The sequence below is a fragment of the Pseudomonas sp. B22(2017) genome (genome assembly GCF_002113105.1).
GTDB classification, from domain to species: Bacteria; Pseudomonadota; Gammaproteobacteria; order Pseudomonadales; family Pseudomonadaceae; genus Aquipseudomonas; species Aquipseudomonas asiatica.
Genome location: NZ_NEJN01000013.1, coordinates 67583 through 93074 on the forward strand (window position 1 = coordinate 67583; position 25492 = coordinate 93074).

General features: G+C 60.6%; 23 protein-coding genes, 2 tRNA genes and 3 pseudogenes. 12 read left to right on the forward strand and 16 right to left on the reverse strand.

Features of this window, described 5'->3' with window-relative positions:
• Positions 1-100: 100 nt before the first annotated feature.
• Positions 101-292, reverse strand: coding sequence for a YhfL family protein (locus tag CAG18_RS21800; protein WP_003254720.1), 192 nt, complete (start codon positions 290-292; stop codon positions 101-103).
• A 220-nt stretch (positions 293-512) separates the two neighbouring features.
• Between CAG18_RS21800 and CAG18_RS21805 the strand changes: the two are divergent.
• The 4 genes and pseudogenes from CAG18_RS21805 to CAG18_RS21815 all read left to right on the forward strand — a co-directional run bounded on the left by CAG18_RS21805 (position 513) and on the right by CAG18_RS21815 (position 4801).
• Positions 513-1967, forward strand: a pseudogene (locus CAG18_RS21805) (TrkH family potassium uptake protein).
• Positions 1968-2128: 161 nt separating this feature from the next.
• Positions 2129-3490: a Na+/H+ antiporter NhaA gene (gene nhaA / locus CAG18_RS21810; RefSeq protein WP_085721529.1), complete on the forward strand. Its 1362-nt coding sequence runs from the start codon at positions 2129-2131 to the stop codon at positions 3488-3490.
• Between the two features lie 38 nt (positions 3491-3528).
• Positions 3529-3609: pseudogene (locus tag CAG18_RS26800) on the forward strand (chloride channel protein); the annotation flags it as partial.
• Between the two features lie 448 nt (positions 3610-4057).
• The gene (locus CAG18_RS21815) at positions 4058-4801 is read left to right on the forward strand and encodes a hypothetical protein (RefSeq protein WP_085721530.1); all 744 of its coding nucleotides are present in this window, start codon (positions 4058-4060) and stop codon (positions 4799-4801) included.
• Positions 4802-4807: 6 nt separating this feature from the next.
• Here CAG18_RS21815 and CAG18_RS21820 read toward each other — a convergent pair whose 3' ends face one another.
• Entirely contained in the window at positions 4808-5290 is a 483-nt protein-coding gene (locus tag CAG18_RS21820) for a DUF2514 domain-containing protein (protein ID WP_085721560.1), read from the reverse strand.
• A gap of 254 nt (positions 5291-5544) precedes the next feature.
• Here CAG18_RS21820 and CAG18_RS21830 point away from each other — a divergent pair, with 254 nt between their 5' ends.
• Positions 5545-5808, forward strand: coding sequence for an AlpA family transcriptional regulator (locus CAG18_RS21830; protein ID WP_085721531.1), 264 nt, complete (start codon positions 5545-5547; stop codon positions 5806-5808).
• Here CAG18_RS21830 and CAG18_RS21835 read toward each other — a convergent pair whose 3' ends face one another.
• The 8 genes from CAG18_RS21835 to dapA form a co-directional block, all read right to left on the reverse strand.
• Complete coding sequence (locus CAG18_RS21835; protein WP_085721532.1) at positions 5809-6750, reverse strand: hypothetical protein; 942 nt, start codon at positions 6748-6750, stop codon at positions 5809-5811.
• Between the two features lie 120 nt (positions 6751-6870).
• On the reverse strand, positions 6871-7299 hold the full coding sequence (locus CAG18_RS21840) for a hypothetical protein (RefSeq protein WP_143492679.1): 429 nt from the start codon (positions 7297-7299) through the stop codon (positions 6871-6873).
• A gap of 14 nt (positions 7300-7313) precedes the next feature.
• Positions 7314-8291 (reverse strand): site-specific integrase, encoded by a 978-nt coding sequence (locus CAG18_RS21845; protein WP_085721534.1) that lies wholly within the window; start codon positions 8289-8291, stop codon positions 7314-7316.
• A 108-nt stretch (positions 8292-8399) separates the two neighbouring features.
• A tRNA-Ser gene (locus CAG18_RS21850) sits at positions 8400-8489 on the reverse strand.
• Positions 8490-8580: 91 nt separating this feature from the next.
• Positions 8581-9291: a phosphoribosylaminoimidazolesuccinocarboxamide synthase gene (gene purC, locus CAG18_RS21855; RefSeq protein WP_004375217.1), complete on the reverse strand. Its 711-nt coding sequence runs from the start codon at positions 9289-9291 to the stop codon at positions 8581-8583.
• 30 nt (positions 9292-9321) lie between these two features.
• Positions 9322-10080, reverse strand: a complete 759-nt coding sequence (locus CAG18_RS21860; RefSeq protein ID WP_085721535.1) for an MBL fold metallo-hydrolase — start codon at positions 10078-10080, stop codon at positions 9322-9324.
• Entirely contained in the window at positions 10081-11202 is a 1122-nt protein-coding gene (bamC, locus tag CAG18_RS21865; RefSeq protein ID WP_085721536.1) for an outer membrane protein assembly factor BamC, read from the reverse strand.
• Positions 11203-11217: 15 nt separating this feature from the next.
• Positions 11218-12105: a 4-hydroxy-tetrahydrodipicolinate synthase gene (gene dapA, locus CAG18_RS21870; RefSeq protein WP_061552682.1), complete on the reverse strand. Its 888-nt coding sequence runs from the start codon at positions 12103-12105 to the stop codon at positions 11218-11220.
• Between the two features lie 259 nt (positions 12106-12364).
• On the opposite strand from dapA, the gene CAG18_RS21875 reads away from it, so the two are divergent.
• Together CAG18_RS21875 and CAG18_RS21880 are read left to right on the forward strand one after the other, a co-directional pair.
• Complete coding sequence (locus tag CAG18_RS21875; RefSeq protein ID WP_013973793.1) at positions 12365-12925, forward strand: glycine cleavage system protein R; 561 nt, start codon at positions 12365-12367, stop codon at positions 12923-12925.
• A gap of 11 nt (positions 12926-12936) precedes the next feature.
• A complete protein-coding gene (locus CAG18_RS21880; RefSeq protein ID WP_004375231.1) occupies positions 12937-13410 on the forward strand; it encodes a peroxiredoxin in 474 nt (157 codons plus the stop codon).
• 120 nt (positions 13411-13530) lie between these two features.
• Here CAG18_RS21880 and CAG18_RS21885 read toward each other — a convergent pair whose 3' ends face one another.
• On the reverse strand, positions 13531-14601 hold the full coding sequence (locus tag CAG18_RS21885; RefSeq protein WP_015271461.1) for an AI-2E family transporter: 1071 nt from the start codon (positions 14599-14601) through the stop codon (positions 13531-13533).
• Between the two features lie 19 nt (positions 14602-14620).
• Positions 14621-14860, reverse strand: a complete 240-nt coding sequence (locus CAG18_RS21890) for a sulfurtransferase TusA family protein (protein WP_004375233.1) — start codon at positions 14858-14860, stop codon at positions 14621-14623.
• 122 nt (positions 14861-14982) lie between these two features.
• Between CAG18_RS21890 and CAG18_RS21895 the strand changes: the two genes are divergently transcribed.
• Positions 14983-16419: a M48 family metalloprotease gene (locus CAG18_RS21895; protein ID WP_015271462.1), complete on the forward strand. Its 1437-nt coding sequence runs from the start codon at positions 14983-14985 to the stop codon at positions 16417-16419.
• Between the two features lie 118 nt (positions 16420-16537).
• Here the strand turns inward: CAG18_RS21895 and nadA are convergent, their stop codons facing one another.
• Both nadA and CAG18_RS21905 read right to left on the reverse strand, forming a co-directional pair.
• Positions 16538-17596: a quinolinate synthase NadA gene (nadA, locus tag CAG18_RS21900; protein WP_003254747.1), complete on the reverse strand. Its 1059-nt coding sequence runs from the start codon at positions 17594-17596 to the stop codon at positions 16538-16540.
• 297 nt (positions 17597-17893) lie between these two features.
• A complete protein-coding gene (locus tag CAG18_RS21905) occupies positions 17894-19402 on the reverse strand; it encodes a YdgA family protein (RefSeq protein WP_085721537.1) in 1509 nt (502 codons plus the stop codon).
• A 445-nt stretch (positions 19403-19847) separates the two neighbouring features.
• Here CAG18_RS21905 and CAG18_RS21910 point away from each other — a divergent pair, with 445 nt between their 5' ends.
• From CAG18_RS21910 to CAG18_RS21920, 4 genes and pseudogenes are all read left to right on the forward strand, one after another.
• Positions 19848-21200, forward strand: coding sequence for an APC family permease (locus CAG18_RS21910; RefSeq protein WP_015271464.1), 1353 nt, complete (start codon positions 19848-19850; stop codon positions 21198-21200).
• Between the two features lie 285 nt (positions 21201-21485).
• Positions 21486-22472 (forward strand): annotated as a pseudogene (locus tag CAG18_RS27570) (HAMP domain-containing protein); the annotation flags it as partial.
• A gap of 102 nt (positions 22473-22574) precedes the next feature.
• Positions 22575-23330 carry a methyl-accepting chemotaxis protein gene (locus CAG18_RS27575; RefSeq protein WP_371807319.1) on the forward strand — a complete coding sequence of 252 codons (756 nt, stop codon included), beginning with the start codon at positions 22575-22577 and terminating at the stop codon, positions 23328-23330.
• Positions 23331-23485: 155 nt separating this feature from the next.
• Positions 23486-24445, forward strand: coding sequence for a cation diffusion facilitator family transporter (locus CAG18_RS21920; protein WP_013973800.1), 960 nt, complete (start codon positions 23486-23488; stop codon positions 24443-24445).
• A gap of 234 nt (positions 24446-24679) precedes the next feature.
• Here CAG18_RS21920 and CAG18_RS21925 read toward each other — a convergent pair.
• Positions 24680-24755, reverse strand: a tRNA-Lys gene (locus tag CAG18_RS21925).
• 60 nt (positions 24756-24815) lie between these two features.
• Positions 24816-25490, reverse strand: coding sequence for a 7-cyano-7-deazaguanine synthase QueC (queC, locus tag CAG18_RS21930; RefSeq protein WP_015271467.1), 675 nt, complete (start codon positions 25488-25490; stop codon positions 24816-24818).
• Positions 25491-25492 lie beyond the last annotated feature (2 nt).

Consider the following 25492-nt stretch of genomic DNA (forward strand, 5'->3'; position numbering starts at 1 on the left):
ACCTGCATCTGAAGTGGCCACAAACAAAAACCCCCGGCCATGTACATGACCGGGGGCCTTGGATCACGCCGCAAGCGTCGCGATCAGGGTACCGCCAAGATTACTGCTGCTGAGGCAGTTTATCGATCGGGCCGCAGCCACCGATGATCTTGGAGATGGAAACCGAAGGGTGGAACAGGTAGTCGTAGGTGCAGTTTTTTGGCTGGTTGTAAACCTGACCAGTGCAACCCGACAGCAGGGCAACACCCGAAACGACAGCAACGGCTACAGTAGCCTTGAACAGCTTTTTCATACTAAGTCCTTTAAATGAATCATCTTCGGCCATCGTCTGATGGCGGCGGGATGATACAGAACCCTGGCATTGGATCCAAGCCGCAAGGTGCACTGGCTAGTTGCACCTGTGCAACAATCGAGTGGCTCTGTATGAACTGTCCTAAGACATTACGGCTTTTTTACTCGACATTGCTGTACGGCAGGCAATACTGCCGGCATTGTCCGCACGAGCTCAACTAATGCCGCTTCCAGCGTTGCGCTTCATAGCCTTCATTATTGGTGTATTCCTGATCACCTTGGCCGTCAGCATGGTAATCCCGATGCTGACACCGCTGCTGTACGACCGCAGCGATGATCTCGGCGCTTTCGTCTAGTCAAGCCTTATCGTGCTCTGCGCAGGCCTGGTCATGGTGGCCCGAGGCGCTCCCGGCGCACCGCAACTGCGCGCCAGGGACATGTACCTGCTTACAACGGCAAGCTGGGTCATCGTTTGCGCATTTGCGGCCTTGCCGATGGTGTTCATCCGGCACATCAGTTACACGGACGCGTTCTTCGAAACCATGTCAGGGATCACCACCACCGGCTCAACGGTACTGACCGGGCTGGACAATGCATCGCCCGGGTTGCTTATCTGGCGGTCTTTGCTGCACTGGCTGGGCGGCATCGGCTTTATCGGCATGGCTGTCGCGATCCTGCCCCTGCTGCGCGTAGGTGGCATGCGCCTGTTCCAGACCGAATCTTCGGATTGGTCAGACAAAGTGACACCCCGCTCGCATGTTGCGGCCAAGATGATCCTGATCATCTATGTGGGCCTGACAGTCTTGGGAACATGGGCGTTGTGGGCTGCCGGCATGACCCCGTTCGAAGCCATCAATCATTCGATGGCACTGATTTCAACCGGTGGTTTCTCTACCTCCGATGCCTCGCTGGGCCACTGGGGGCAGCCTGCGGTGCATTGGGTAGCCGTTGTCATCATGATCCTCGGCAGCCTCCCTTTCACCCTGTATGTGGCCACGCTGCGTGGCCATCGGCGCATCCTGCTCGATGACCATCAAGTCCGCGGTTTCATTGGCTTTCTCGTCTTCATCTGGCTCACGGTCGGAACCTGGCTCTGCTTGCACAGCGATCTGTCATGGTGGGATGCGTTCCGTATCGTGGCGGTCAACGTCACCTCCGTGGTGACCACCACGGGCATTGCCGTGGGCGACTACACGCTCTGGGGCAGCTTCGCCATCATGCTGTTCTTTTACCTGACGTTCGTCGGTGGCTGCTCGGGGTCTACCGCTGGAGGCCTGAAGATATTCCGTTTCCAGGTGGCCGCGGCCTTGCTTGTCAGCAGCCTGAAACAGTTGATCCATCCAAGGGCAACAATCTCGAAGAAATACAATGGGCACCCGATCGATGAAGAGATCGTGCGCTCACTGCTGACGTTTTCGTTCTTCTTCTCAGTCACCATCGCGGTCATCGCCCTTGGCCTCTCGCTGCTAGGGCTCGACTGGACAACGGCATTGAGCGGGGCCGCTACCGCCGTGTGCAACGTCGGCCCGGGGCTGGGAACGCTTATCGGTCCTGCAGGTAATTTCGCCTCGTTATCGGACGCTGCCAAATGGCTGCTGACTGTCGGCATGCTGCTTGGACGGCTCGAAATCCTGACCGTACTGGTACTCGTCTCTCCAGCTTTCTGGCGATTCTAGGCCAGAGGTTACCCGCCCATCTTCGCGCTCATTCACGGTCACGTCATAGCCTTGAGTAGCGGTTGTTCGGTAGACTACCGAACGGGTGCCAGCTGCACGGTGCAGTGGGGCAGGTTAAAGAACAGCGCAGGTCGGGCCGCCATGCGGGAGTACTTGCGCCTATGCAAAAAAAGGAATTGTCTCGCGCCCAGGAATTGGCCGAGCGTGCCTTCGCCAACCTTGAACGCTTTCTGCACATTGAAGCGGTCAGCGGCATCGTTCTACTGGTTGCAGCTATTGCTGCGCTTATCTGGGCCAACTCCCCGGCTGCCGAAAGCTACGACGCCCTTTGGCACACACCGTTGACGATCGGCGTGGGTTCGCTGATCTATTCACAGTCGCTGCATTTCTGGATCAATGATGGCTTGATGACCATCTTCTTCCTTGTCGTGGGCATGGAGATCCGTCGCGAGATCCACGAGGGCGCACTGTCCAGCCTTCGGCAGGCCATGCTGCCCATGGCAGCCGCCATTGGCGGTGTAGCCGTACCCGCGCTCTTCTACCTGGGTTTTGGTCACGCTGCGGCGGAACAACAAGGCTGGGCCGTACCGACGGCTACGGATATCGCCTTTGCGGTAGGTGTCCTGGCGCTGCTCGGCAAGTCGATCCCGTCCAACGTCCGCGTGTTTCTGCTGGCCCTGGCCATCATCGATGACATCATCGCAGTACTGATCATCGCGTTCTTCTACTCGGGCGGCCTCGATTACAGCGGTTTCGGGGTTGCGCTGATCGGCCTGCTGATGGTGATCGGGCTGCAGAAGATCGGAGTGGGTTCGGCCTACGCGTACATCATTCCCGGCTTTGTGACCTGGCTGGGCATCCTGTTGACCGGAGCCCACCCCACCCTCGCAGGCGTTGTGCTGGGCCTGATGACGCCAGTGGTCGCAATGCCGATGCGCGAGCGACCACTGGATGCAATCAGCCGATTCACCGGAGAGCTGCTGGGGCGCGCCAGGGCGCCCGAGCGCGATGCCAGCGACCTCATGGACCCGTTGAAGCACCTGCGCCTGGCCCAGCGCGAGCTGGTGCCGCCAGTGGTGCGCATGCAAGGCACCCTGCACCCTTGGGTAGCCTTCGGCATCATGCCGGTGTTTGCCTTGGCCAATGCCGGGGTAAATCTTTCGGGTGTCGATTTGTCAGCCGAGGCCCCGCAGTGGGTGATGATCGCCGTCGCTGTCGCTCTGGTAGTTGGCAAACCCTTGGGCATCGTCAGCGTCAGTTGGCTGATGGTCCGCTTGGGCTGGTGCGCGCTTCCCGCCGGGGTGAGCTGGCGCAGCATCACCTTGGTCGGGCTGCTGGCCGGCATCGGTTTCACCATGTCGATCTTCATTGCCAATCTCGCCTTCGTTGATCCTGGCGCGCTGGGGGCGGCGAAACTTGGCGTGCTTTCGGCATCGGTGATTGCAGCATTGCTTGGCCTGGCCTGGGGTGCATACAGCATCCGTAAAGCATCTGCCATGACCAAAGCAAGTTCGATGACCTAGAAAACCTGACTGGCGACCCACTTCTATCACGCAAGTGGGGTTCGATACTTGCCGGGGGCGCAGTGGGCATTGCGGCGGCCTTAAACGCGCCTCTGGCCGGTATGGTGTTTGCCATCGAGTAAGCAAGCCGCACGTTGGAGCAACGCCGGTGCTCTTAGCCGAAAGCTATGCCCGACACGGCCTCGCATGTTCAATTTCTGCCCTGAATTTGCCCTAACCCAATGGCCAGAAACGACGAAGCCCCCGAAAACTTTAACGTTTTCGGGGGCTTCGGCTACTTCGCGTATGGCGGAGAGATAGGGATTTGAACCCTAGGTACTGTTGCCAGTACAACGGATTTCGAATCCGTTTTCGACCTCATATTTTTTTAAGCTTATTTTGTAAATCCCAACAAAATCAGACACTTCAACACACCATGACACAACAGTATTCCACACAATTCGGGGGATTCATTCCCCCAAAATTCCCCCAAGATCTTTGATAGCATTTCGACACCGGAAAAGGCGCGCGGGGAGTCGTTGCCCACCCGGAGGAACCTCGACTGACTGCTTGCGCTAGAGAGTGGCAATGGATATCAAGAATAACCCCGTAGGTCGGCTGCATGACATCCTTCGTGAGGCGTACAGCTTTAAAAACACAGAGGTCACACAGCACGTCTGGCAAGCAGTTCTTGACGCCCCAGCGGATGATCTTGGAGGGCTGTTGAAGCTGCTGTCTGATTTGATCGTTCTTAATGGGCAAGCCAAGCAAGCCGTGATAGACGGCATTCAGGGTGACCAAACGCTGTACCTCGCTCCCTTTAAAAAGACTGATCAGATGTTTGCAAGGATTGACCTGAGCGGTGGCTGGAACAATTCCAAGCAATTCTTGGACGAGACCACCCTAAACGCTTTAGCTTTCGGAAATCATGCGCTTGAAGCAAAGCATGGGAAATGTAAGCTGAGCTCAGAGCAAACGATCGACTTCATTGAGAAGCTGGACCAGCTCCTGCGTGACTGCCTCGACTCAGACCTACCTGATTCATTGAAAAAGCTTTTCCACAAAAACTTGGAGTCTCTGCGCCAGGCGCTGATTTCCTACAAGATTTCAGGCGTCCAAGGGCTTGAAGATGAGGTAGACAGACTGATTGGGGCTATGTCCCGTCACAGCGCAGAGATCTTGGACCAAGCAGATGAATCTTCGAAAGGATTCATGAAGTCCGTTTTCGAAGTAATCGGCAGTATCAATGAATCAATACAACTCGCTGAGACGGCGATGAAATTGTCCGGCCCAGCAGTGATTGCACTCTTGCCGATTATTCAGTCGCTGTGAAGCACACTACCCGGAAGGTTTAATCGCATCATACTCCCGTGCGCACTGCTCTCCAGCGATCTTGGCTTGGTCATAAGCCTGCGCCAGCTCTCGATTCGTTGCGACAGACCGGCTGAGCAGGTCGGAGAGCACCATGGCGGCGCGGGTGGCTGTCTGGCCTCTGGCGACAGCGCCGGTATCCGTGCCGGGGCAACTGACGGTGGCGGCGAGCTGTGTGGCGTCACTGCGCAGCCGCTGGCCAGCAGCATCGGCGTCATCAGCGCCAGCATTAGCAATCGTTCGTTCTTCCTGAGCATTGGCTCTCGCCTCCTCCTGCGCCATGGCGCGTCGTTTTTCTTCCTGTCGGGCACCCCGCTCGCCGATCACTTCGGCCAACCGGTCACCGCTATCTCGTTGCGCTGATGCCTGTCCGGCGTTCGCTCGCTCGACCGAGAGACCGTGCTGGTATGCCGCCCAGTGGGATCCCAGCAGCACAACAACCGCCGCTATGGCCTAGCAATGCCTTCAACCGGGCCCATCAACCGGCTCATGTATTTGGAGGCAAGGCGCTGGGCCATAGACTTGGTCGCCTCGCTGCGGGGATCTCCGGCCGAGGTGGTGGTAGAGCGACTGTCCGGCGCAACGGTAGGCCGACCAGGCAGCTATGTGGCCGGCATCGAATCCGTGATCAGTGAATTGAAGATGACTGACGCGACAGCTCAGCGTGACAACCAAAATCTGACGCGTCAGGTCGGGAGGAAGGAATGAGCGAAGAGACCGAGGTGCTGACGGTTGAGGGCCTAGCAAAGCTGCTGGGCCGCACCGAGGCATCGATCAGGGAAGGGATTCGCCGAGGCGTGCCGTGGCTGCCAAAAAGTTTCAAAATGGGCAACCGGCACTGCTGGCTGAAGCAAGATGTCTACCTTTTTCTAAATGAACTAAAATCCGGCAAACCGCATTCGGGCAAGACTGGAAGAAAACGCAAAAATCCTCTTCCAAGCCTTAAACTAGCACATAGCCAAACTTGATCAATCAATTTCGAGATACAGAGCGATAGGGTCAACCACCAGCTCGCTTCCTTTCCCATCGGTAAACAAGGAGTCAAGCTGTTGGAAGCACTCTACCGCACGCATGATCATATTTCTAAAACCATCGCTCTCGGACTCCTCATTTTCAGAGGGCAGAATGGAAGTCTCAGATTTTTTTACCCGATTAGTTTGGGTAACAATGCCCACCAGCACAAGTTCAACATCCGAAAAGCGAGAATAGGTTTTATAAATGAAATTCTCTTCATTCCTAAGGCAGTCTCTTTTCATATCTGCCTTTACCAGGAAATCGCCAGCGCTCATAAGAACGTCGAGCCGATCCTTCAAATGTGTTGAAATCAAACCCGCCAAAGTGGCATAGTTTGCCCTCTCATTCTCAGATTCGAGTTTTGACTTTTCCGGCTCAGACAATACCGCCAGTTTCTTTCTAAGTATGCCGGCACGACCTGATTTGGATGTCGGGTCTTCAAGCTGAAGTATCTCTTGAATAACTTGCTCACGCTCATCATTCCGCGAAACCACCGAGATGGCATCTTGCATGTCAACCAAAGAACCCATGACCTTCGCAATTTCGGCAGCATCTAGGAATTGCACCCGAGCTCGCACTCGGATCATTTTCTTACCTGACGCTATGAAACTTTCAATATCGGTGTCACTTGTGGCAAAGAAAAGCTTGTCCAACTCCGTTAACTTAGACTCAAAGATAGAATATGCATAATCATGGAGAAATTTTTTCTCGATATTCGATGATGCGCTGGCAACTATCTCGCCAATCTTGCGACCGCTAAGAAAAGGTCCCGATTGGTGGCCTTCAGCCGATGCCGTTTCTCGAGACTCTTGAAGAATATACTCCGTCACTCCTTCCATAAGCTGAGAAGACATAGAGTACATTTTATACTCATCGAGGTAAACGAAGCTTTTCACGCACAGAAGTCCTTTTTAAAAAATCTTCATAGTATTTTTTTCGAGTGTTCACAATTGACCACCCTACTAGAATCAAACCAAAAGCCCCGGCGAAAATACTAACTACAACTATCGCAGTATTCATGGCACTTCCCTCAATTGAGCGTGCGCGGTAGCAGCAGTTATTCTATCATAAACAGCCAGATACAGCAATATAGACACAAAGTCAAGACCCGCAGTAACTTTTAAAATCAACGTTAAATTGATATTGTTTCCCAGCTCTGAGAACAGCACCAGTAGATAGAAGGCAGAAAATAAGGTAAGGAATAAAGCCGCACATCCTGCAAAAAGCTGCCTCCAATGATTATCATCTGTTGTCGTATACTTCATTTCCGTAAACACAGACACCTGCAGCACAATACCCAGAGCGATAAAATCTGAAGCTGTAAACGGCTGAAAACTGCCTGCGTCGTTCAGAAACAAATACGTAGAAAGCCGAAAAAAGATCGGAATCATTCCAAAAACAACAGTGAACAGTAGCCAGCGACGCCTGCCATACTTATTAACCATTCGAGATCTCTGCGTTAACCAAGTTTTTCAGCCAAATGATCAGGACTAAGATGCGTATACCGCTTGAGCATCGCCAGGGTCTTGTGGCCCGTTATACTCGCGACTTCCATCATGGTGAAGCCGCGCTCGAAGAAACGACTGCTCGCCTCATGGCGCAAGTCGTGAAGGCGCAGGCCTTCAATTCCGGCCGCCACGCAGGCCCTGGGAAAGTAGTTGCTGATCGTATTGAGCGCCAGACTGAAGTACCGCCCGCCACTGATCGGCGTGGGCAAGCCCTCCAGTAGGGCGATCGCCCGGGAGGACAATGGCACAGCGCGCCGCTCGCCGTTCTTGGTTTCTTCCAGATACGCCACCTTGCCGCGCACCTGGTCGCGGCGCAGCAACAGCAGTTCAGACCGACGCATCGCTGTTTCCACCGCCAGCTCGATGAACACTGGGAGCTGGGCATTCATCTGACCGGCCGCCTTGTAGAGGGCGGTGAGCTCAGCCGGCGTAGGACGCCGATCTCTCTCCTTGCTGCCCTTTGGCATCCGGATCGCCCGGCACGGGTTCGTCAGGCCCTCGATGCCCCATTCCTTGGTGGCCACCGTGTACAGATGGCTGATCACCGCCAGGTTGAGGCGAACCGTCGCTGTCGACTTCCCTTCTTTCAGCTCAGCATCGCGGTAACAGGCCATGTCGCTCGAGCGTATAGCGGCCAGCGCCTTGCTCGAGAGCTTGTGCTCCTTCCACTTCCGGATGCGGACCTCTTCCTGCTTGGCGCCCTTCTTGGTCGAGGTTACCTCTGACAGGTATCGATCCAGGGCCTCGGACAATGTGGTGCTCTCGGCTTCGCGCATGTCGACGAAGCGGGCGCGAGACATATCACCCTCGATCTCGGCAGCCCAGCGCTGGGCTTCTGCCTTGGTATCAAAGGTGGCGGAGAGGGTTGGATATCCTTTGCGGCGGATCTGGGCGCGCCAGGCTTCACCGCGCTTTTCGTAGTAGGCCATGGCGGAATGATAGCGAACGCTTGGGGGAAATACACGCTCCCCCATTCCCCCAAAATTCCCCCAAATGAAAAAGCCCCGAGGGCTATACAGCGCTCGGGGCCTTTAATATGGCGGAGAGATAGGGATTTGAACCCTAGGTACTGTTGCCAGTACAACGGATTTCGAATCCGTCCCGTTCGACCACTCCGGCATCTCTCCAATGCCGCGCATCATACCAGCGTTCTTTTAAAACGCAAACCTTTTTTTAAAAAAAATCGCGTGGTATCAGGCGCTTGCGTGAACGCACCGCTTACAGCGGCACGCCCAGGCGCTTGGCAACTTCTTCGTAGGCTTCGATAACGTCGCCCAGGCCCTGACGGAAGCGGTCCTTGTCCATCTTCTTGCGGGTCTCTTTGTCCCACAGGCGGCAGCCGTCCGGGCTGAACTCGTCGCCCAGCACGATCTGGCCATGGAATACGCCGAATTCCAGCTTGAAGTCGACCAGCAGCAGGCCGGCGTCATCGAACAGCTTGCTCAGCACTTCGTTGACCTTCAACGACAGCTTTTTCATTTCGGCCAGCTGCTCGGCAGTGCCCCAGCCAAACGCGACAACGTGGGATTCGTTGATGAAGGGGTCGCCCTTCTCGTCGTTCTTCAGGAACAGTTCGAAGGTGGACGGCTCCAGCTTGATGCCCTCCTCCACGCCCAGGCGCTTGACCAGGCTGCCGGCGGCGTAGTTGCGCACCACGCACTCGACCGGGATCATGTCCAGCTTCTTCACCAGGCACTCGTTGTCGCCCAGCAGCTTGTCGAACTGGGTCGGCACACCGGCTTCTTCCAGTTTCTGCATGATGAAGGCGTTGAACTTGTTGTTCACCATGCCTTTGCGGTCGAGCTGTTCGATGCGCTTGCCGTCGAACGCCGAAGTGTCGTTACGGAACAGCAGGATCAAGCGGTCGGCGTCGTCGGTCTTGTAAACCGATTTGGCCTTGCCGCGGTAGAGTTCGTCGCGTTTTTCCATGATTGGGCTCCGCTTGCTTGAGGTGTTGGGCTAGGCGATTTCGCGCCAGTCGAGCCCGTGTTCCTGATTCGCCACCTGGAGCCAGTCCGGGTCGCACCCAAGGGTGTCGACGAAGCACTGGCGAGCCAAGTGTGGCAGGTTGTTCTTGCTGCTGAGGTGGGCCAGCACCAGGTGTTGCAGGTTGCTCCAGCCCAACTCGTGCACCAGGCGCGCGGCCTGGTGATTGTTCAAATGTCCTTGCATGCCACCCACCCGCTGCTTCAGGAAGGCCGGGTAGTGACCGCGTGCCAGCAGGTCGCGGCAGTGGTTGGCCTCGATCAGCAGCGCATCCAGGTCCTGGTAACGCTCCAACAGCAGCGCGTCGTACGAGCCCAGGTCGGTCAGCATGCCGAAGCGCCGCTGGCCGTCGCTGACCACGTACTGCAGCGGCTCGTAGGCGTCGTGCTCGACCCGCGCCGCGGTCACTTCCAGGCTGCCGATACGCAGGCTTTGGCCACAAGCGAGAAAACCGGCCACCTCCACCGGCTTGCGCATGCCGCGCAAGGTCCCCTGGCTGAGGTAGACCGGTACATTGTAGCGCCGTGACAGCAAGCCGACCCCATGCACGTGGTCGGCATGTTCGTGGGTGACCAGTACCGCACTGAGCTGGGCCGCCGACACGCCGAGCAGCGCCAGGCGCCGCTCGGTCTCACGCAGGGAGAACCCGCAATCGACCAGGATGAACGTGTCACCACTGGCGATCAGCGTGCCGTTTCCCTGGCTGCCGCTTCCGAGTACCGCGAAGCGCACTTAGCCCAGGTGGTCCTGAATGGCGCTCAGCACGCGGCGGGCGACATCGGCCGGGGCCACGGTGTTGATGTTCTTCTCGACCGTGACCTGCACGCTCTCACCCACCTTGCTCAGGCGAACCTGGTAGCGCTCGGCACGGGCTTCACGCTCTTCCTTGGTCGGTTCGCTGCCGAACATGCGGCCGAAGAAGCCAGGCTGGTTCTGCTTGTCTTCAGGCTTTTCAGACAGGTTGATGTAGTACAGGCCAAGGCTGCGGTTGATGTCCTCGACACGCCACTCGCCACCCTGCTCCAGGGCACGACCCACGCTGGACCAGGCGCGGTCCAGGTCGGCGCCCAGGTACAGCACCGGGTTGCCGCTGCCGTCTTCGCTCAGGCTGACGCGGCTTGGCGCGTCGAAATCGCGCGCGGCCAGCAGCGATACCGAACCGCCCTTCTCGGCGCTGCGGTTCATGCTGGCAAGCATTTCGTCGACCAGCAGGGCATCGGCACCGGTGTTGCTGGAGGTGGACGGGAAATCGGGCTCGGCAGTGCTGCCAGCCGGGCGCTCGACGCTGACCACATACACCTCGGAGGTGTTGCGCTGCACGCCAGGCTCCATGCGCACACGCACGCGCACTTCACTGTCAGCACTGCTGGCAGTGCTGGCCAGGCGCTGGCCGAGCGATGCCGACAGTTCGTCGAAACGCTGCCAGGCGGTGTTGAATTCGCCGGTCTGCGGACGCTCTTCGGCGATGCGGAAGCCGTTGTCCTCGAAGAACTGGCGAGCCACCGGCCATACCTCGGCCGGCGAATGCTGGGCCAGCACCCAACGGCTGCTGCCGCTGCGCTGCAGGCTGTAGTCGGTAACCTGGGCGGCGCCACCGGTCATCGGTTGCGGGCGCGGCACCTCGAACTCACCGGTGGCGCTGTCGTCGGCGACGTTGCGCGGGATCGGCAGCAGCGGGTCAAGGCGCTTGACGTTGCTGGCGTCCGGCGGCAGCTGCATCGGCGCAGTCGGGCGCGCCTGCAGGTAATCGCTGCCGCGGTCGCGGAAATAGCCATCCTCGCCCCACAGCCAGCCACACCCACTGGTGCTGGAAATGATCAGGGCAAGGGCGGAAAGACCAGCCAGTCGCTTCATGCGGTGTACTTCCTCTTAAACCAGTACGCCGGACTGGCGCAAGGCAGTACGGACTTTTTCGTGGCAACCTTCGCTCAACCAGGTCAGCGGCAGGCGAATGCCTTTGTGCATCAGGCCCATTTCGACGAGCGCCCATTTCACCGGGATCGGGTTGGCTTCGCAGAACAGGTCCTTGTGCAGCGGCATGAGTTTTTCGTTGATTGCGCGGGCCTTCTCGGCATTGCCCGCAAGGGCGGCCTCGCACAGGTCGGCCATTTCGCGCGGGGCGACGTTGGCGGTGACGGAGATGTTGCCTTTGCCGCCCATCAGGATCAGCTCGACGGCAGTCGGGTCATCGCCGGACAGGACGATGAAGTCCTTGTCGACGCCATCAAGGATGGCCTTGGCGCGTACCAGGTCGCCGGTGGCTTCCTTGATGCCGATGATGTTCTTGACCTTCGACAGGCGGATCACGGTATCGGCCTGCATGTCGCAGGAGGTGCGGCCGGGTACGTTGTAGAGAATCTGCGGGATGTCGACGGCTTCGGCGATGTGCTTGAAGTGCTGGTACAGGCCTTCTTGCGTCGGCTTGTTGTAGTACGGTACCACCAGCAGGCAGGCGTCGGCACCGGCATTCTTGGCGTTCTGGGTCAGGTGCACGGCTTCGGCAGTGGAGTTGGCACCGGTGCCGGCGATGACCGGGATGCGGCGGCTGCTGCGCTTGACGCGCTCAACCACGTGCTTGATGACCAGGATGTGTTCTTCGACATCCAGCGTGGCGGACTCACCGGTGGTGCCGACAGCGACGATCGCATGGGTGCCGTTTTCCAGGTGGAAGTCTACAAGTTTGTCGAGGCTGTCCCAGTCAAGACGCCCTTGTGCATCCATGGGAGTGACCAATGCCACCATACTGCCCGCAATCATGTAACTGCTCCTGCCGGAAAAAGAGAGCGGTAATGGTACTGGGGGCATCGGCCTTGCACAAGCGAAGCAGGCGGGCGGAGCATTCCCCTCGGCGCCTTATTTCGCTACCCTTGATGCTTTGATCGGTGCAGCGCGGCCCGCCGGGCCGTCGACCTTGCTCCCCGCCAGCGTCCACGACCTCGCATGCGAGCCCCGGGCCCTGCCGACAGGAGGCTTTCGCCCGTCCTGTGCCGACCGCTCATCGCTTTAGGAATGCTGCATGTCCACCCCCACCGTCCGCGAACAATTCCTTGTCATCAGTGCCCTGGGCCCGAACCCCATGGAACTGGCCAACGTCCTCAGCCGCGCTGCGTTCGAGAACCGCTGCGCGGTGGTCACCTCGCGCCTGAGCCGCCACGGCGAGACCAGCGCCCTGGTACTGCAGGTTGGTGGCAGCTGGGACGCCCTGGCACGCCTCGAAGCCATGCTGCCGGGCCTGGGCAAGAAGCACGGCCTGACCCTGGACGTGGTGCGCAGCGCCGACCAGGAAGTGCGCCCGCAGGCCCTGCCCTACGTCGCCTACGTCAGCGCCGCCTACCGGCCGGACATCATCAACGAGCTGTGCCAGTTCTTCCTCGACCACCGCGTCGAGCTGGAAGCCATGACCTGCGATACCTACCTGGCACCGCAGACCGGCAGCAGCATGCTCAACGCCCAGTTCACCGTGATTCTGCCGGCCGGCACCCAGATCAGCTGGCTGCGTGACCAGTTCCTGGACTTTGCCGATGCCCTGAACCTCGATGCGCTGATCGAGCCATGGCGCCCACAGAACCCAATGTAAGGAAACCGACCATGGCTGTAGCACTCGACCAACCCGTTGCCGACTTCCAGGCCCAGGCCACCAGCGGGCAAACCGTCAGCCTGGCCGAGCTCAAGGGCCGGCAGGTGGTGGTGTACTTCTACCCGAAGGACAGCACCCCGGGCTGCACCACCGAGGGCCAGGGTTTTCGTGACCAGCACGATGCCTTTGCCGCAGCCAACACCGTGGTGTTCGGCGTGTCGCGTGATGGCATCAAGTCGCACGAGAACTTCAAGGCCAAGCAAGGCTTCCCGTTCGAGCTGATCAGCGACAAGGACGAAGCCCTGTGCCAGCTGTTCGACGTGATCAAGCTGAAGAAGCTGTATGGCAAGGAATACATGGGCGTTGACCGCAGCACCTTCCTGATCGACAAGGACGGTGTGCTGCGCCACGAATGGCGCGGGGTGAAGGTGCCCGGGCATGTGGACGCAGTACTGGCTGCTGCCCAGGCGCTGAACAAGGCTTGAGATTGATGGGGCTGCTTTGCAGCCCATTCGCAGCACAAGGCTGCTCCTACAAGGGTTTGCGCGGTATCTGTAGGAGCAGCCTTGTGCTGCGAATGGGCCGCAAAGCGGCCCCAATTGCATTCAGAGCATCGGCGAAACACTAGGCTCCTGCCGCGGCCAGGCATCCAGCACGGCCTTGATCAAGGTCGCCAGCGGGATGGCAAAGAAAATCCCCCAGAACCCCCACAACCCGCCAAACAGCAACACCGCGCAGATGATGGCCACCGGGTGCAGGCTCACCGCCTCGGAGAACAGCAGCGGCACCAGCACGTTGCCGTCCAGCGCCTGGATGATCGCGTACACCGTCATCAGGTAGATGAACTGGTCACCCCAGCCCCACTGGAACAGTGCGATCAACGTCACCGGCACGGTCACCACAACCGCGCCCACGTAAGGCACCACCACCGACAGCCCCACCAGCAGCGCCAGCAACGCGGCGTAGTTGAGCCCCAGGCTGATGAAGGCGATGTAGGTGGCAATGCCGCAGATCAGGATCTCGATGCCCTTGCCGCGGATGTAGTTGGCGATCTGCCGGTTCATCTCGCTGCCCACCCGGTTCAGCAGGCTGCGCTGACGTGGCAGGTAGCCGCTGACCCAACGGCCGATCAGTTCGCGGTCCTTGAGAAAGAAAAACACCAGGATCGGCACCAGCACCAGATAGATCATGGCGTTGACCAGAAGCGGCAGGCTCGATAGCGAGAAGGTCAGTGCCCACTGGCCGAATTTGCCGATTTCTCCGCGCACCGACTCGATGGCATGCAGCACCTGCTCGTCCGACACCAGGTGCGGATAGCGCTCGGGCAACAGCAACAGCAGCGACTGCCACTTGCCGAGCATGCCCGGCAGCTCGTTGAACAGGGTGATCAACTGGTGCCAAAGCAGTGGCACCAGCACCAGCATGAACACCGCCAGCGCGCCCATGAACAGGGCGAACACCAGCATCACCGCCAACCGGGTGGGTACCCGCAAGCGCTCCAGGGCATTGACCAGCCCCTGCATCAGAAACGCCAGCACCATGCCCGCCAGCACCGGCGCAAGCATGCCACCCAGGGTGAGTACCGCAGTAAAAGCCAGGAACAACAGGACCGCCAGCACCACCGCTTCCTCATCGGAGAAGTAGCGCTGCATCCAGTCGCGAAGCACTTTGAACATTGACGATCCTTGGAAAGACTCAGGCCTTGCGTAGCCAGTAAGTGTAGGTACCGGCCTCGGCCGTTTCCCGCAGCAGGGTATGACCGGCCAACTGGGCAAAAGTGCGGAAGTCGCGCTGGGAGCCGGCGTCGGTGGCGATTACCTTGAGCACCGCGCCGCTGGCCAGGCGGTTGAGCTCCATCTTGGCCTTCAGCAGCGGCAAAGGGCAATTCAGCCCGCTGGCGTCCAGTTCGGCGTCACAGGTCAGGGTTTCACTCATTGCGGGGCTCTCCAAAGGCATTGCCAGGCTGTATCTGGATTTGGCCGGCTAGGATAGCGCCACTGGTCGCCAACGTGTGAGCCCGCTACAGTAGGTATCTTTGACCGACGCGAGCTTCATGCATGAATCTACTGCGCCCTACCCTGCTGACGCTGGCCTGCCTGTTGGCCCTTCCCGGCCATGCTGACGACCTGCCATCACTGGGTGATGCCAGCTCCGCGATCGTCTCGCCGCAACAGGAGCACCAGCTCGGCCGTGCCTGGCTGAGCCTGCTGCGCGGCCAGGTCAACCAGCTCAACGACCCGCAGCTGAAGGACTACGTCGAAACCAGCGTGTACCGCCTGGCCGAAACCAGCCAGCTGCAGGACCGCCGCCTGGAATTCATCCTCATCGATAGCCGCGAGCTCAACGCCTTTGCCGCCCCGGGCGGCATCGTCGGGGTAAACGGCGGGCTGTTCCTCAACGCCCAGACGGAAGGCGAGTACGCCTCGGTACTGGCCCACGAACTGGCGCACTTGTCGCAGCGCCACTTCGCCCGCGGCGTCGAGGCCCAGCAGCGCATGCAACTGCCGATGATGGCGGCGCTGCTGGCCGGTATCGTGCTGGCGGCCGGTGGCGGCGGTGATGCCGGTATCGGTGTGATCGCCGGCACCCAGGCGGCGGCGATCCAGGAACAGCGGCGCTTCTCGCGGCAGAACGAACAGGAAGCCGACCGTATCGGCATCCAGAACTTGGAAAAGGCCGGCTACGACCCACGCAACATGCCGACCATGTTCGAGCGCCTGGCCCGGCAGTACCGCTACGACGCCAAGCCGCCGGAATTCCTGCTGACTCACCCGGTAACCGAGTCGCGTATCGCCGACACCCGCAACCGTGCCGAGCAGGCCCCCAAGGGCGGCGTCGAGGACAGCATGCGCTACCAGTTGATCCGTGCCCGGGTGGCGCTTACCTACGAAGGCACCCCGGGGCTGGCGGCCAAACGCTTCCGCGCCCAGCTGGACGAAGACCCCAAGCTGGACGCCGCGCGTTACGGCCTGGCCCTGGCGCAGATCAAAGGTGGCCAGCTGAACGAGGCGCGCGAGCTGCTAAAGCCGCTGCTGGCCAAGGCGCCCAACGACATTACCTACAACCTGGCGCAGATCGACCTGGACATCACCAACAACCGCCTGGCGGATGCGCAGCAGCGTGCTGAACGCATGCAGGGGCTGTACCCGGGCAACTACCCGCTGAAGCAGGTGCGTGCCGATCTGCTGGTGAAACTGAACAAGCCCGCCGAGGCGGAAAAGGTGCTAAACGAACTGGTGAAGAGCCGGCCGGATGACCCGGACGTGTGGTACGACATGGCCGAAGTGCGGGGCCTTTCGGGAAATACCATTGGCTTGCACCGGGCGCGGGCAGAGTACTTCACCCTGGTGGGCGATTTCGACCAGGCGATCCAGCAGCTGGATTACGCCAAGCGCAGGTCGGGCGCAAACTTCCCGCTGGCAGCACAGATTGACCAGCGCCAGCGCGAGATCATGGAGCAGCAGCGCATGGTTCAGGAAATGATGGGGCGCTGAATATTGAGGGAGCGCTTCGCGCTCCATTCGCAGCACAAGGCTGCTCCTACAAGGGAATGTGATCTCTTGTAGGAGCAGCCTTGTGCTGCGAATGGGCCGCAGAGCGGCCCCAGCAATCTCAGGCGTTACCGGACAACTTCAAGCGCGCTGCCTGGGTAAAGTCCAGCATCCGGTTCAACGGCTTGATCGCCTTCGGCACCAGCGCCGGGTCGACAAAGATCTCGTTCGTGCCATTACGCAGGCAATCCAGCACACGCTCCAGGGTGTTCATCGCCATCCACGGGCAGTGCGCGCAGCTGCGGCACGCCGCGCCGTTACCGGCGGTGGGGGCTTCGACGAACTCCTTGTCCGGGCACAGCTGCTGCATCTTGTAGAAGATGCCGCGGTCGGTGGCGACGATGAAGGTCTTGTTCGGCAGGGTCTGGGCAGCCTTGATCAGCTGGCTGGTGGAGCCCACCGCGTCGGCCAGCTCGATCACCGCTTCAGGCGACTCGGGGTGCACCAGAATCGCCGCATCCGGGTACAGCGCCTTCATGTCGGCCAACTGGCGCGACTTGAACTCTTCGTGAACGATGCAGGCACCGTCCCACAGCAGCATGTCGGCACCGGTTTGCTTCTGGATGTAGCGCCCCAGGTGCTGGTCCGGGCCCCAGATGATGGTTTCGCCGTTGTCCATCAGGCTTTCGACGATTTCCAGCGCGCAGCTCGAGGTCACCACCCAGTCGGCACGGGCCTTCACGGCTGCGGAAGTGTTGGCGTAGACCACCACGGTGCGCTCGGGGTGCTGGTCACAGAAGGCCGAGAACTCTTCCACCGGGCAGCCCAGATCGAGCGAACAGGTGGCCTCCAGGGTGGGCATCAGCACGCGCTTTTCCGGGGTTAGGATTTTCGCCGTCTCGCCCATGAAGCGCACACCGGCAACGATCACGGTTTCGGCCGGGTGGTTCTTGCCGAAACGGGCCATTTCCAGCGAGTCGGACACGCAGCCGCCGGTTTCTTCGGCCAGCGCCTGGATGACCGGGTCGCAGTAATAGTGGGCGACCAGCACGGCGTTCTGGGCCTTGAGCTCGGCAGCGATGGCCGCACGGTATTCGGCCTCCTGCTCGGCTGTCAGCGGGTTTGGCTGCTTGGCGTCGAGGTGGGCCTGAACCAACAGGCGTTCGGAAATCTGGGTCATGATCGCTGGACCTGCAGGCGCGTGCGCGCGTCAAATCGAGTGTATCACCCGGCCCTGACAGATCGGCTAAGGGTGCCGGACGGCACAAAGGCCGCCACGGCCCTCTGCGGGCGCGGATTATTATCGGAGGCCGAAGGCTACAGACAATCCAGCGAATTCTAAAGTGGTTTTTGTGTTGCCTGTGCTGGCCCTATCGCCGGCAAGCCAGCTCCCACAGGATCACTACTGCCAGCAACATTTGTGCAATCCCTGTGGGAGCCGGCTTGCCGGCGATAGGGCCGGTACAGGCTTAGCCGATCAGCCCTGCGGCGACAGGGCCGCCAGCTGCGCCGCCATGAGCATGGCGAACTCTTCCACGGTCATCTTCTTGCCGTTGAAGTCGACCATGCCGTCGGCATAGTGCAGGCTGCTCACCACATCATTGCCCTGCACAGTGGCCATGCCGCTCTGCAGCGCCATCATGCCGACCATTTCCCCGGCCTGGCTCGATTGCATGGCGATGGCCTGGGCGTCGGCCTGGCCATCCAGCAGTGCCTGCAAGGTTGCCAGGTCACCGATCATCGGCTTGGACAACGACAGCTTGCTCTTCACCTCGGTGATCAGTTGCTTGCTCAACTGGTCAGGCGGCAGGTCGAAGCTGGCCGGGGCGGCGAAGCCCATCGACAGGTCGAAGCGGCTTTCACCATTGGCAGTCCTGAACGACAGGTTTTCCACCGCCACCCGGGGCTTGGCAGCCAGCAGTTTCTGCAGCTCGCCCTGGAACCTGGCCTTCTCCTCATCGTCCATCTGGATTTCTGGCACCGGCTGGCCAGCGGCAGCTGCGGCCTCGAATTCCGGCAGATGCGCCTGGTACCACGTCGACAACGCCTGTAGCGCCGGCGCGTTGACCGACGTGATGCTCACCGCCATCTGCGCCTTGCCCACCGCACGGCCATCCCAGGTGATATCCCCGACCTTGTACTCCACGCGGCCACCCACGGTATCCGGGCCCTCAAGGGTTTGCAGGGCGTTCTGCTCCAGCCCCTTGACCACCAGCACCTGCTGTTTCGGCCCCAGGGTGACCTTGGTTTCGGCCAGTGCCAGGTCGACGTTGCCAACGTAGATGGCCTCGTGCGCGGTGGCCGCCAGTTGGCCGCCGACCTTCAGCCCATTGAGCTCGAAGGTGGCAGGCGGCTGGTCATCGTGTACCAGTTTCATCACGAACCGATCGGCCTGGCCGTGGAAGCTCGAGGCCTTGCCTTCCTGATCACCACTGACTTGCAGTTGCATGCCCGAGAAGTCGAGGCTGTTGCCATCCGCTTCGTCGAGCTTGACCGGAGCCAGGTGCACCTGGCTGACCACATTGCCGTCGTAGCCCAGGCTGGTCTGTGCGCTGACCGGGGCCTGCTCGCCCGCTGCGGCGAACCACGGCGCGGTGGCGTCGTCCTTCTGCAGCGTGCTGTTGCTGACTGCCAGCACCGGCATCAGCTTCAGTGCCTTTACCCGCGACCAGGGGAACGGGCCGTGCTCGATCTGGTCGGTCACGCCAACGTCGAAACTCACCACTTCGCCTTCGCCCAGGTTGATATCGCGGGCCTTGAGCCGGTACTGGGCGGTACTGCTGAAGAAATGCTGCTCCAGCGATACCCGTTCGATGCTCATGCTGCCACCGGTACTCACCAGGGCCTTCTTGAGTTCCGCGTTGCTGCGGACCAGGGCGTTGTCCAGCTCCGCAGGCAGCTGCTTGCCGGTGTACCAGGCGCCAGCGGTGGTTGCGACGGCGATGGCGATAGCCAGGCCGGAAAGGATGCCAACTGATTTCTTCATGAATAGAACCGATTGCTGTCCATATGGGCTTCGTAGGCGGCCAAGGGCCACACAGGACGCCAAGAGTACCACTGCCGCCCAGCCCTGGCGCTGGCCAGGCTCGAGAAATCCGGTTTTTGGGAAACGCCTGACAGACCTGCCAAGGGAGACCGGCATTCGTTAATTTTTGCGAACACCAAAATTGATCACAACCGCAAAAAAACGCGCAAAAACCGAACAAAACCCCACTTTAATCGATAAATATTTCAATCCAGCAACATGTTGTCATGTTTAACTTGACACCAAGCTACCCATCGTTTTTTATTTTCACCACTTTGCGCGCTCCCCCGCGCCCCCGCTGCTCCAACAATAAAGGTGAACAACATGGAGCCCACCCGCTCGCCCTTGCCGCATGCGCAGTACACCGTGCCCGCCGTTTACGCCCAGCCGCAGGAGCCATGCCAGCATGCAGCCTGACCACAGCGCTTCCGGCAACGGCCAACTCCGTAAAACCCTGCGTCTCTGGCACGTTATCATCATCGGTCTGGCCTACCTGACCCCGATGACCGTGTTCGACACCTTCGGCATCGTTTCCGGTATAACTGCCGGCCACGTACCCAGCGCCTACATCCTGGCACTGGCCGGGATCCTGTTCACCGCCGTGAGCTACGGCACCCTGGTAAGGCGCTTCCCGCAGTCGGGCTCGGCCTATACCTACACCCAACGCGCGATCAACCCGCACGTCGGCTTCCTGGTCGGCTGGTCGTCGTTGCTGGACTACCTGCTGCTGCCAATGGTCAATGCGTTGCTGGCCAAGCTGTACCTTTCGGCCATGTTCCCGGAAGTACCGGAGTGGATGTGGGTGGCCGGCTTCGTAACCCTGATCAGCCTGATCAACATGCGCAGCGTTAACCTGGTGGCGCACTTCAACCTGCTGTTCGTGGCCGTGCAGGTGGCGATCATCGCCGTGTTCATCTACCTGTGCGTGCGCGGCCTGGACCAGGGTGAAGGGCTAGGTACCGCCTGGAGCCTGCTGCCGTTCGCCGACAATCAGACCCAGCTCAGCGCCCTGGCCGCCGGTGCGACCATCCTGTGCTTCTCGTTCCTCGGCTTCGACGCGGTGACCTGCCTGTCCGAAGAAACCCGCGACCCGGGCAAGACCATCCCTCGCGCGATCTTCCTCACCGCCCTGATTGGCGGCCTGGTGTTCATCACCGTGTCGTACTTCATCCAGGCCTACTTCCCGACCATGTCCCGTTTCCACGACCAGGAAGCAGCACTGCCGGAAATCGCCCTGTACGTCGGCGGCAAGCTGTTCCAGTCGATCTTCATCGCCTGCACCGTGATCAACACCATCGCCTCGGGCCTGGCCTCGCAGACCAGCGTGTCGCGCCTGCTGTACGTGATGGGCCGCGACAATGTGATCCCGGCCAGCCTGTTCGCCCGCCTGCACTCGCGTTACAAGACGCCAGTGCTGAATATTGCGGTGGTGGGGCTGATTTCGCTGTCGGCGATCTTCTTCGACCTGGTCACCGCCACCTCGATCATCAACTTCGGTGCACTGGTCGCGTTCAGCTTCGTCAACCTGTCGGTGATCAACCACTGCTACCTGCGCGAAGGCAAGCGCCAGGGCCTGGCCAACCAGCTGACATACCTGGTGGCACCCACCATCGGCTTCTGCATCATCGTCTCGCTGTGGCTGGACTTGAACGCACATTCGCTGCTGTTCGGTGGCGTCTGGGCACTGCTCGGCCTGCTGTACCTGGCCTGGCTGACCAAAGCCTTCAGGGACTCCCCACCCAACTACATCGCTGAATGACCCATGCTGCCGACAACGCCCGCGCCTGATCGCGGGCGTTGCATTTGCTCGTAAAGGAAAGCCCTCATGCCGCTGCGTCGCCTCTCCATCCAGTGGAAGATCACCCTGCTCGCCGGCCTCTGCCTGCTGGCCATCGTCGCCCTGCTGGTAACCACATCGCTGGCCCAGGCGCGGCGCAGCGCGGCATTGGTCAACCAGGCCAATACCGAAATGCTCGACAGCAGCGCACGCCTGCGCCTGCAGGCCCATGCCGAAACCCAGGCCCTGCGCATCCAGCGCTATTTCATGGACGCCTACCAGTACGGCAATGGCTTTGCCCGCCTGGTGCAGGTGCTCAAGGCCCGTGGCGGCAACGACCTGCGCGCCGAACTGACGCGCCAGGCCCGTGCCAGCCTGGCGGGCAACCCGGATGTGATCGGCCTGTACCTGGTGTTCCAGCCCAACGCCCTGGACCCGGACAGCCAGTACCTCGGCCAGGATGCAATGGGCAGCAATGAGAGCGGGCGCTTCTCGCTGTACTGGTCACAACCCCGTCCCGGCACCCTTGAACTTGAAGCCATGCCGGAATCGATGCTCGGAGACGCAAGCATCGGCAGCAACGGCGTGGCGAAGAACCGCTGGCTGACCTGCCCGCAGGACACCGCCAGAACCTGCATGCTCGAGCCATATCTAGACGAGGTGAATGGCCGCCAGGTACTGATGACCAGCATCGCCCTGCCACTGCTGGAGCACGGCAAGGTGGTCGGCGTGGTCGGTCTGGACATCGGCCTGGCCAACCTGCAGCAGTTGAGCGTGGACGGCCGCCGGGAGCTGTTCGACGGCCAGGGCCAGGTCAGTATCGCCAGCGCGGCCGGCCTGCTGGCCGGCAACAGCCGCGACGACAGCAAGCTCGGCGAGCCCATGGACAAGGTGGTAGCCGACGGCCTGCTGCGTGTTGCCCACCCGTTCACGCCAATCCCTGATGCCGCCCCCTGGCAGGTATTGCTGGAACTGCCGGAAAGCGTGCTGCAGGCGCCAGCCGTCGCCCTCAACCAGCGCCTGGATGCGCACAACCACAGCGCCAACCTCACCAGCCTGCTGGTTGGCCTGGGCGCTGCGGTAATCGGTTTGCTGCTGGTGTGGCTGACCGCACGCGGGGTGACCCGGCCAATCCTGGCCGTGGCCGCGCGCCTGGAAGACATCGCCAGCGGCGAAGGCGACCTTACCCGCCGCCTGGAGTATGCCCGCCAGGACGAACTGGGCCAGCTTACCGGTTGGTTCAACCGCTTTCTCGACAAGCTGCAGCCAGTCATAGCCCAGGTCAAAGGCTCACTGCAGGAAGCCCGCGGAACCGCCGACCAGTCGGCAGCCATCGCCAGCCAGACCAGCACCGGCATGCAGCAACAGCACCGCGAAATCGAACAGGTGGCCACCGCCGCCAATGAAATGAGCGCCACCGCCCTGGATGTCGCCCATAACGCCTCGCAGGCGGCCCAGGCCGCACGCGCTGCCGACAAAGCCAGCCGCGAGGGCCTGCAGCTGATCGACAGCACCCGGCAGGGCATCGACCGCCTGGCCGCTGGCATGAACACCGCCATGGACGAGGCGCGCGCGCTGGAAGGCCGCAGCGGGCAGATCGGATCGGTGCTGGAAGTGATCCGCACCATTGCCGAGCAAACCAACCTGCTGGCGCTCAACGCCGCCATCGAAGCCGCCCGTGCAGGCGAAGCCGGGCGTGGTTTTGCCGTGGTGGCAGATGAAGTGCGTGGTCTGGCCCAGCGTACCCAGTTGTCGGTGGAGGAAATTCGCCAGGTCATCGAAGGCTTGCAGCAAGGCACCCAGGATGTGGTGGGCGCCATGCACGAAGGCCAGCGCCAGGCCCAGGACAGCGCCGCGCGGATGGAACAGGCGCTGCCGGCGCTACAACGTATTGGCGAGGCAGTGGCGGTGATCAGCGACATGAACCTGCAGATTGCCTCGGCGGCTGAAGAGCAGAGCGCCGTAGCCGAAGAGGTGAACCGCAATGTGGCCGGCATTCGCGATGTGACCGAATCGCTGGCAGGCCAGGCCGATGAGTCAGCGCGGATCAGCCAGGCCCTGAACCGGCTGGCCAACCAGCAGCAGGCGCTGATGGAGCAGTTCCGCGTCTAACCTGTCAGGGCCAGTGCGCCTTCTTCGCGGGTGAACCCGCTCCCACAGGGTTTTGCGCCAATCTCGAAGGCGGTACCAACTTGTGGGAGCGGGTTTACCCGCGAAGAGGCCCAGGCAGGCAACACAGCATCACCGTTTCTTCTAGAGCACATCTTATGCAAACCGCAACCAGATCCACCTTCTTCGACATCAGCAGCGAACAGGGCCTGTTACGCACCTCGATCGCCGTCACCCTGTTCATCGCCGTCATCGGCATCGCCTTCGGCCTGGCCTCGGGCTCGTTCTCCATCGTGTTCGACGGCGTCTATTCGCTGGTCGATGCCAGCATGAGCGGGCTGTCGCTGGTGGTGGTCAGGCTGATTACCGCGCATACCACCAGCGTGCAGATGTCACGCAAGTTGCGCGAGCGCTTCACCATGGGCTTCTGGCACCTGGAGCCGATGGTGCTGGCGCTCAACGGCATCCTGCTCAGCGGCGTGGCCATCTATGCGCTGATCAACGCCGTCAGCAGCCTGCTGCAAGGCGGGCGCCACCTGGAGTTCGGCATCGCCATGGTCTACGCGGTGCTGACCGTGATCGCCTGCGTGACCATCGCTGTTGTCGAGGCCCGCGCCAACCGCAAGCTGGGCTCGGACTTCGTGCGCATGGACGTCAAGGGCTGGGTGATGTCGGCCAGCATCACCGCCGCGCTGCTGATCGCCTTCTGCTTTGGCTATGCGGTGCAAGGCACATCGCTGGAGTGGGTGTCGCCGTATATCGACCCGGCGGTGCTGGCGCTGGTCTGCCTGGTGATCGTGCCGTTGCCGATGTCGGTGGTGCGCCAGGCCCTTTCGGAAATTTTCCTGGTAACCCCTGGCGACCTCAAGCTGCACGTGGATGAAGTCGCCAAGGCCTTCGTCGCACGCCATGGGTTGCAGTCGTACCGCGCCTATGTGGCCAAGGTCGGGCGCTCGCGGGAGATCGAACTGTATTTCATCGTGCCGAAGGCCATGGCCGCGAAAACCATCGATGAATGGGATGCGTGGCGCAACGAGATCGGTGATGCCGTGGGTGGTGAAGGGCCGGACCGCTGGCTGACGGTGGTGTTTACCGGGGATCCGGAGTGGGCTGAGTAAGACATCTGGAGTCTGCACAGCCCCCTGTAGGAGCGGCCTTGCGTCGCGATCGGGCTGCGCAGCAGCCCCAGGGCTTCAGCAAAAACGCACAAATTGCTGGGGCTGCTACGCAGCCCGATCGCGACGCAAGGCCGCTCCTACAAGCAATCGCGTAAACCGAGCAATAAAACTCGGCCAACGGAAAACGAAAAAGCCCGCCACCGTTGCCGGTAGCGGGCTTTGACGTACTGCATATGGTGGGTCGTGTAGGATTCGAACCTACGACCAATTGGTTAAAAGCCAACTGCTCTACCAACTGAGCTAACGACCCGTTGGATGGCGCGTATAATACTGATTTCTAACGGGAAATCAACACCCCATCAAACTTTTTTCAAAAGTACCGCGTCGGGTCTTCGACACCAGCTGCCTTGAAGCCGTCGGCACGCAGGCGGCAGCTGTCGCATTTGCCGCAGGCACGGCCGTCATCATCAGCCTGGTAGCAGGAAACGGTCAGGCTGTAATCCACACCGCGAGCCATGCCGGCCTGCACGATCTGCGCCTTGCTCAGGTTCTGCAGGGGCGCCTGGATACGGAAGCCCTGCCCTTCGACGCCGGCTTTGGTCGCCAGGTTGGCCATGCGTTCGAAGGCTTCGACGAACTCGGGGCGGCAATCGGGGTAGCCGGAGTAATCCACGGCGTTCACACCAATGAAGATGTCGCGGGCTTCCAGCACCTCTGCCCAGCCCAGGGCCAGGGACAGGAACACAGTGTTGCGCGCCGGCACGTAGGTGACCGGGATGCCTTCACCCGGGGTTTCCGGTACGTCGATGCTGCTGTCGGTCAATGCCGAGCCACCGATGCCGTCAAGGTTCAGGCCAATCACCTTGTGCTCGACCACGCCCAAGTCACGGGCAACGCGGGCGGCGGCGTTCAGTTCGGCGCGGTGGCGCTGGCCGTAGTCGAAACTCATGGTGTAGCAGCTGTAGCCTTCGGCCTTGGCCATGGCGACCACGGTGGCCGAGTCCAGGCCGCCGGACAGCAGGATTACTGCGCGTTTGTCGGTCATGT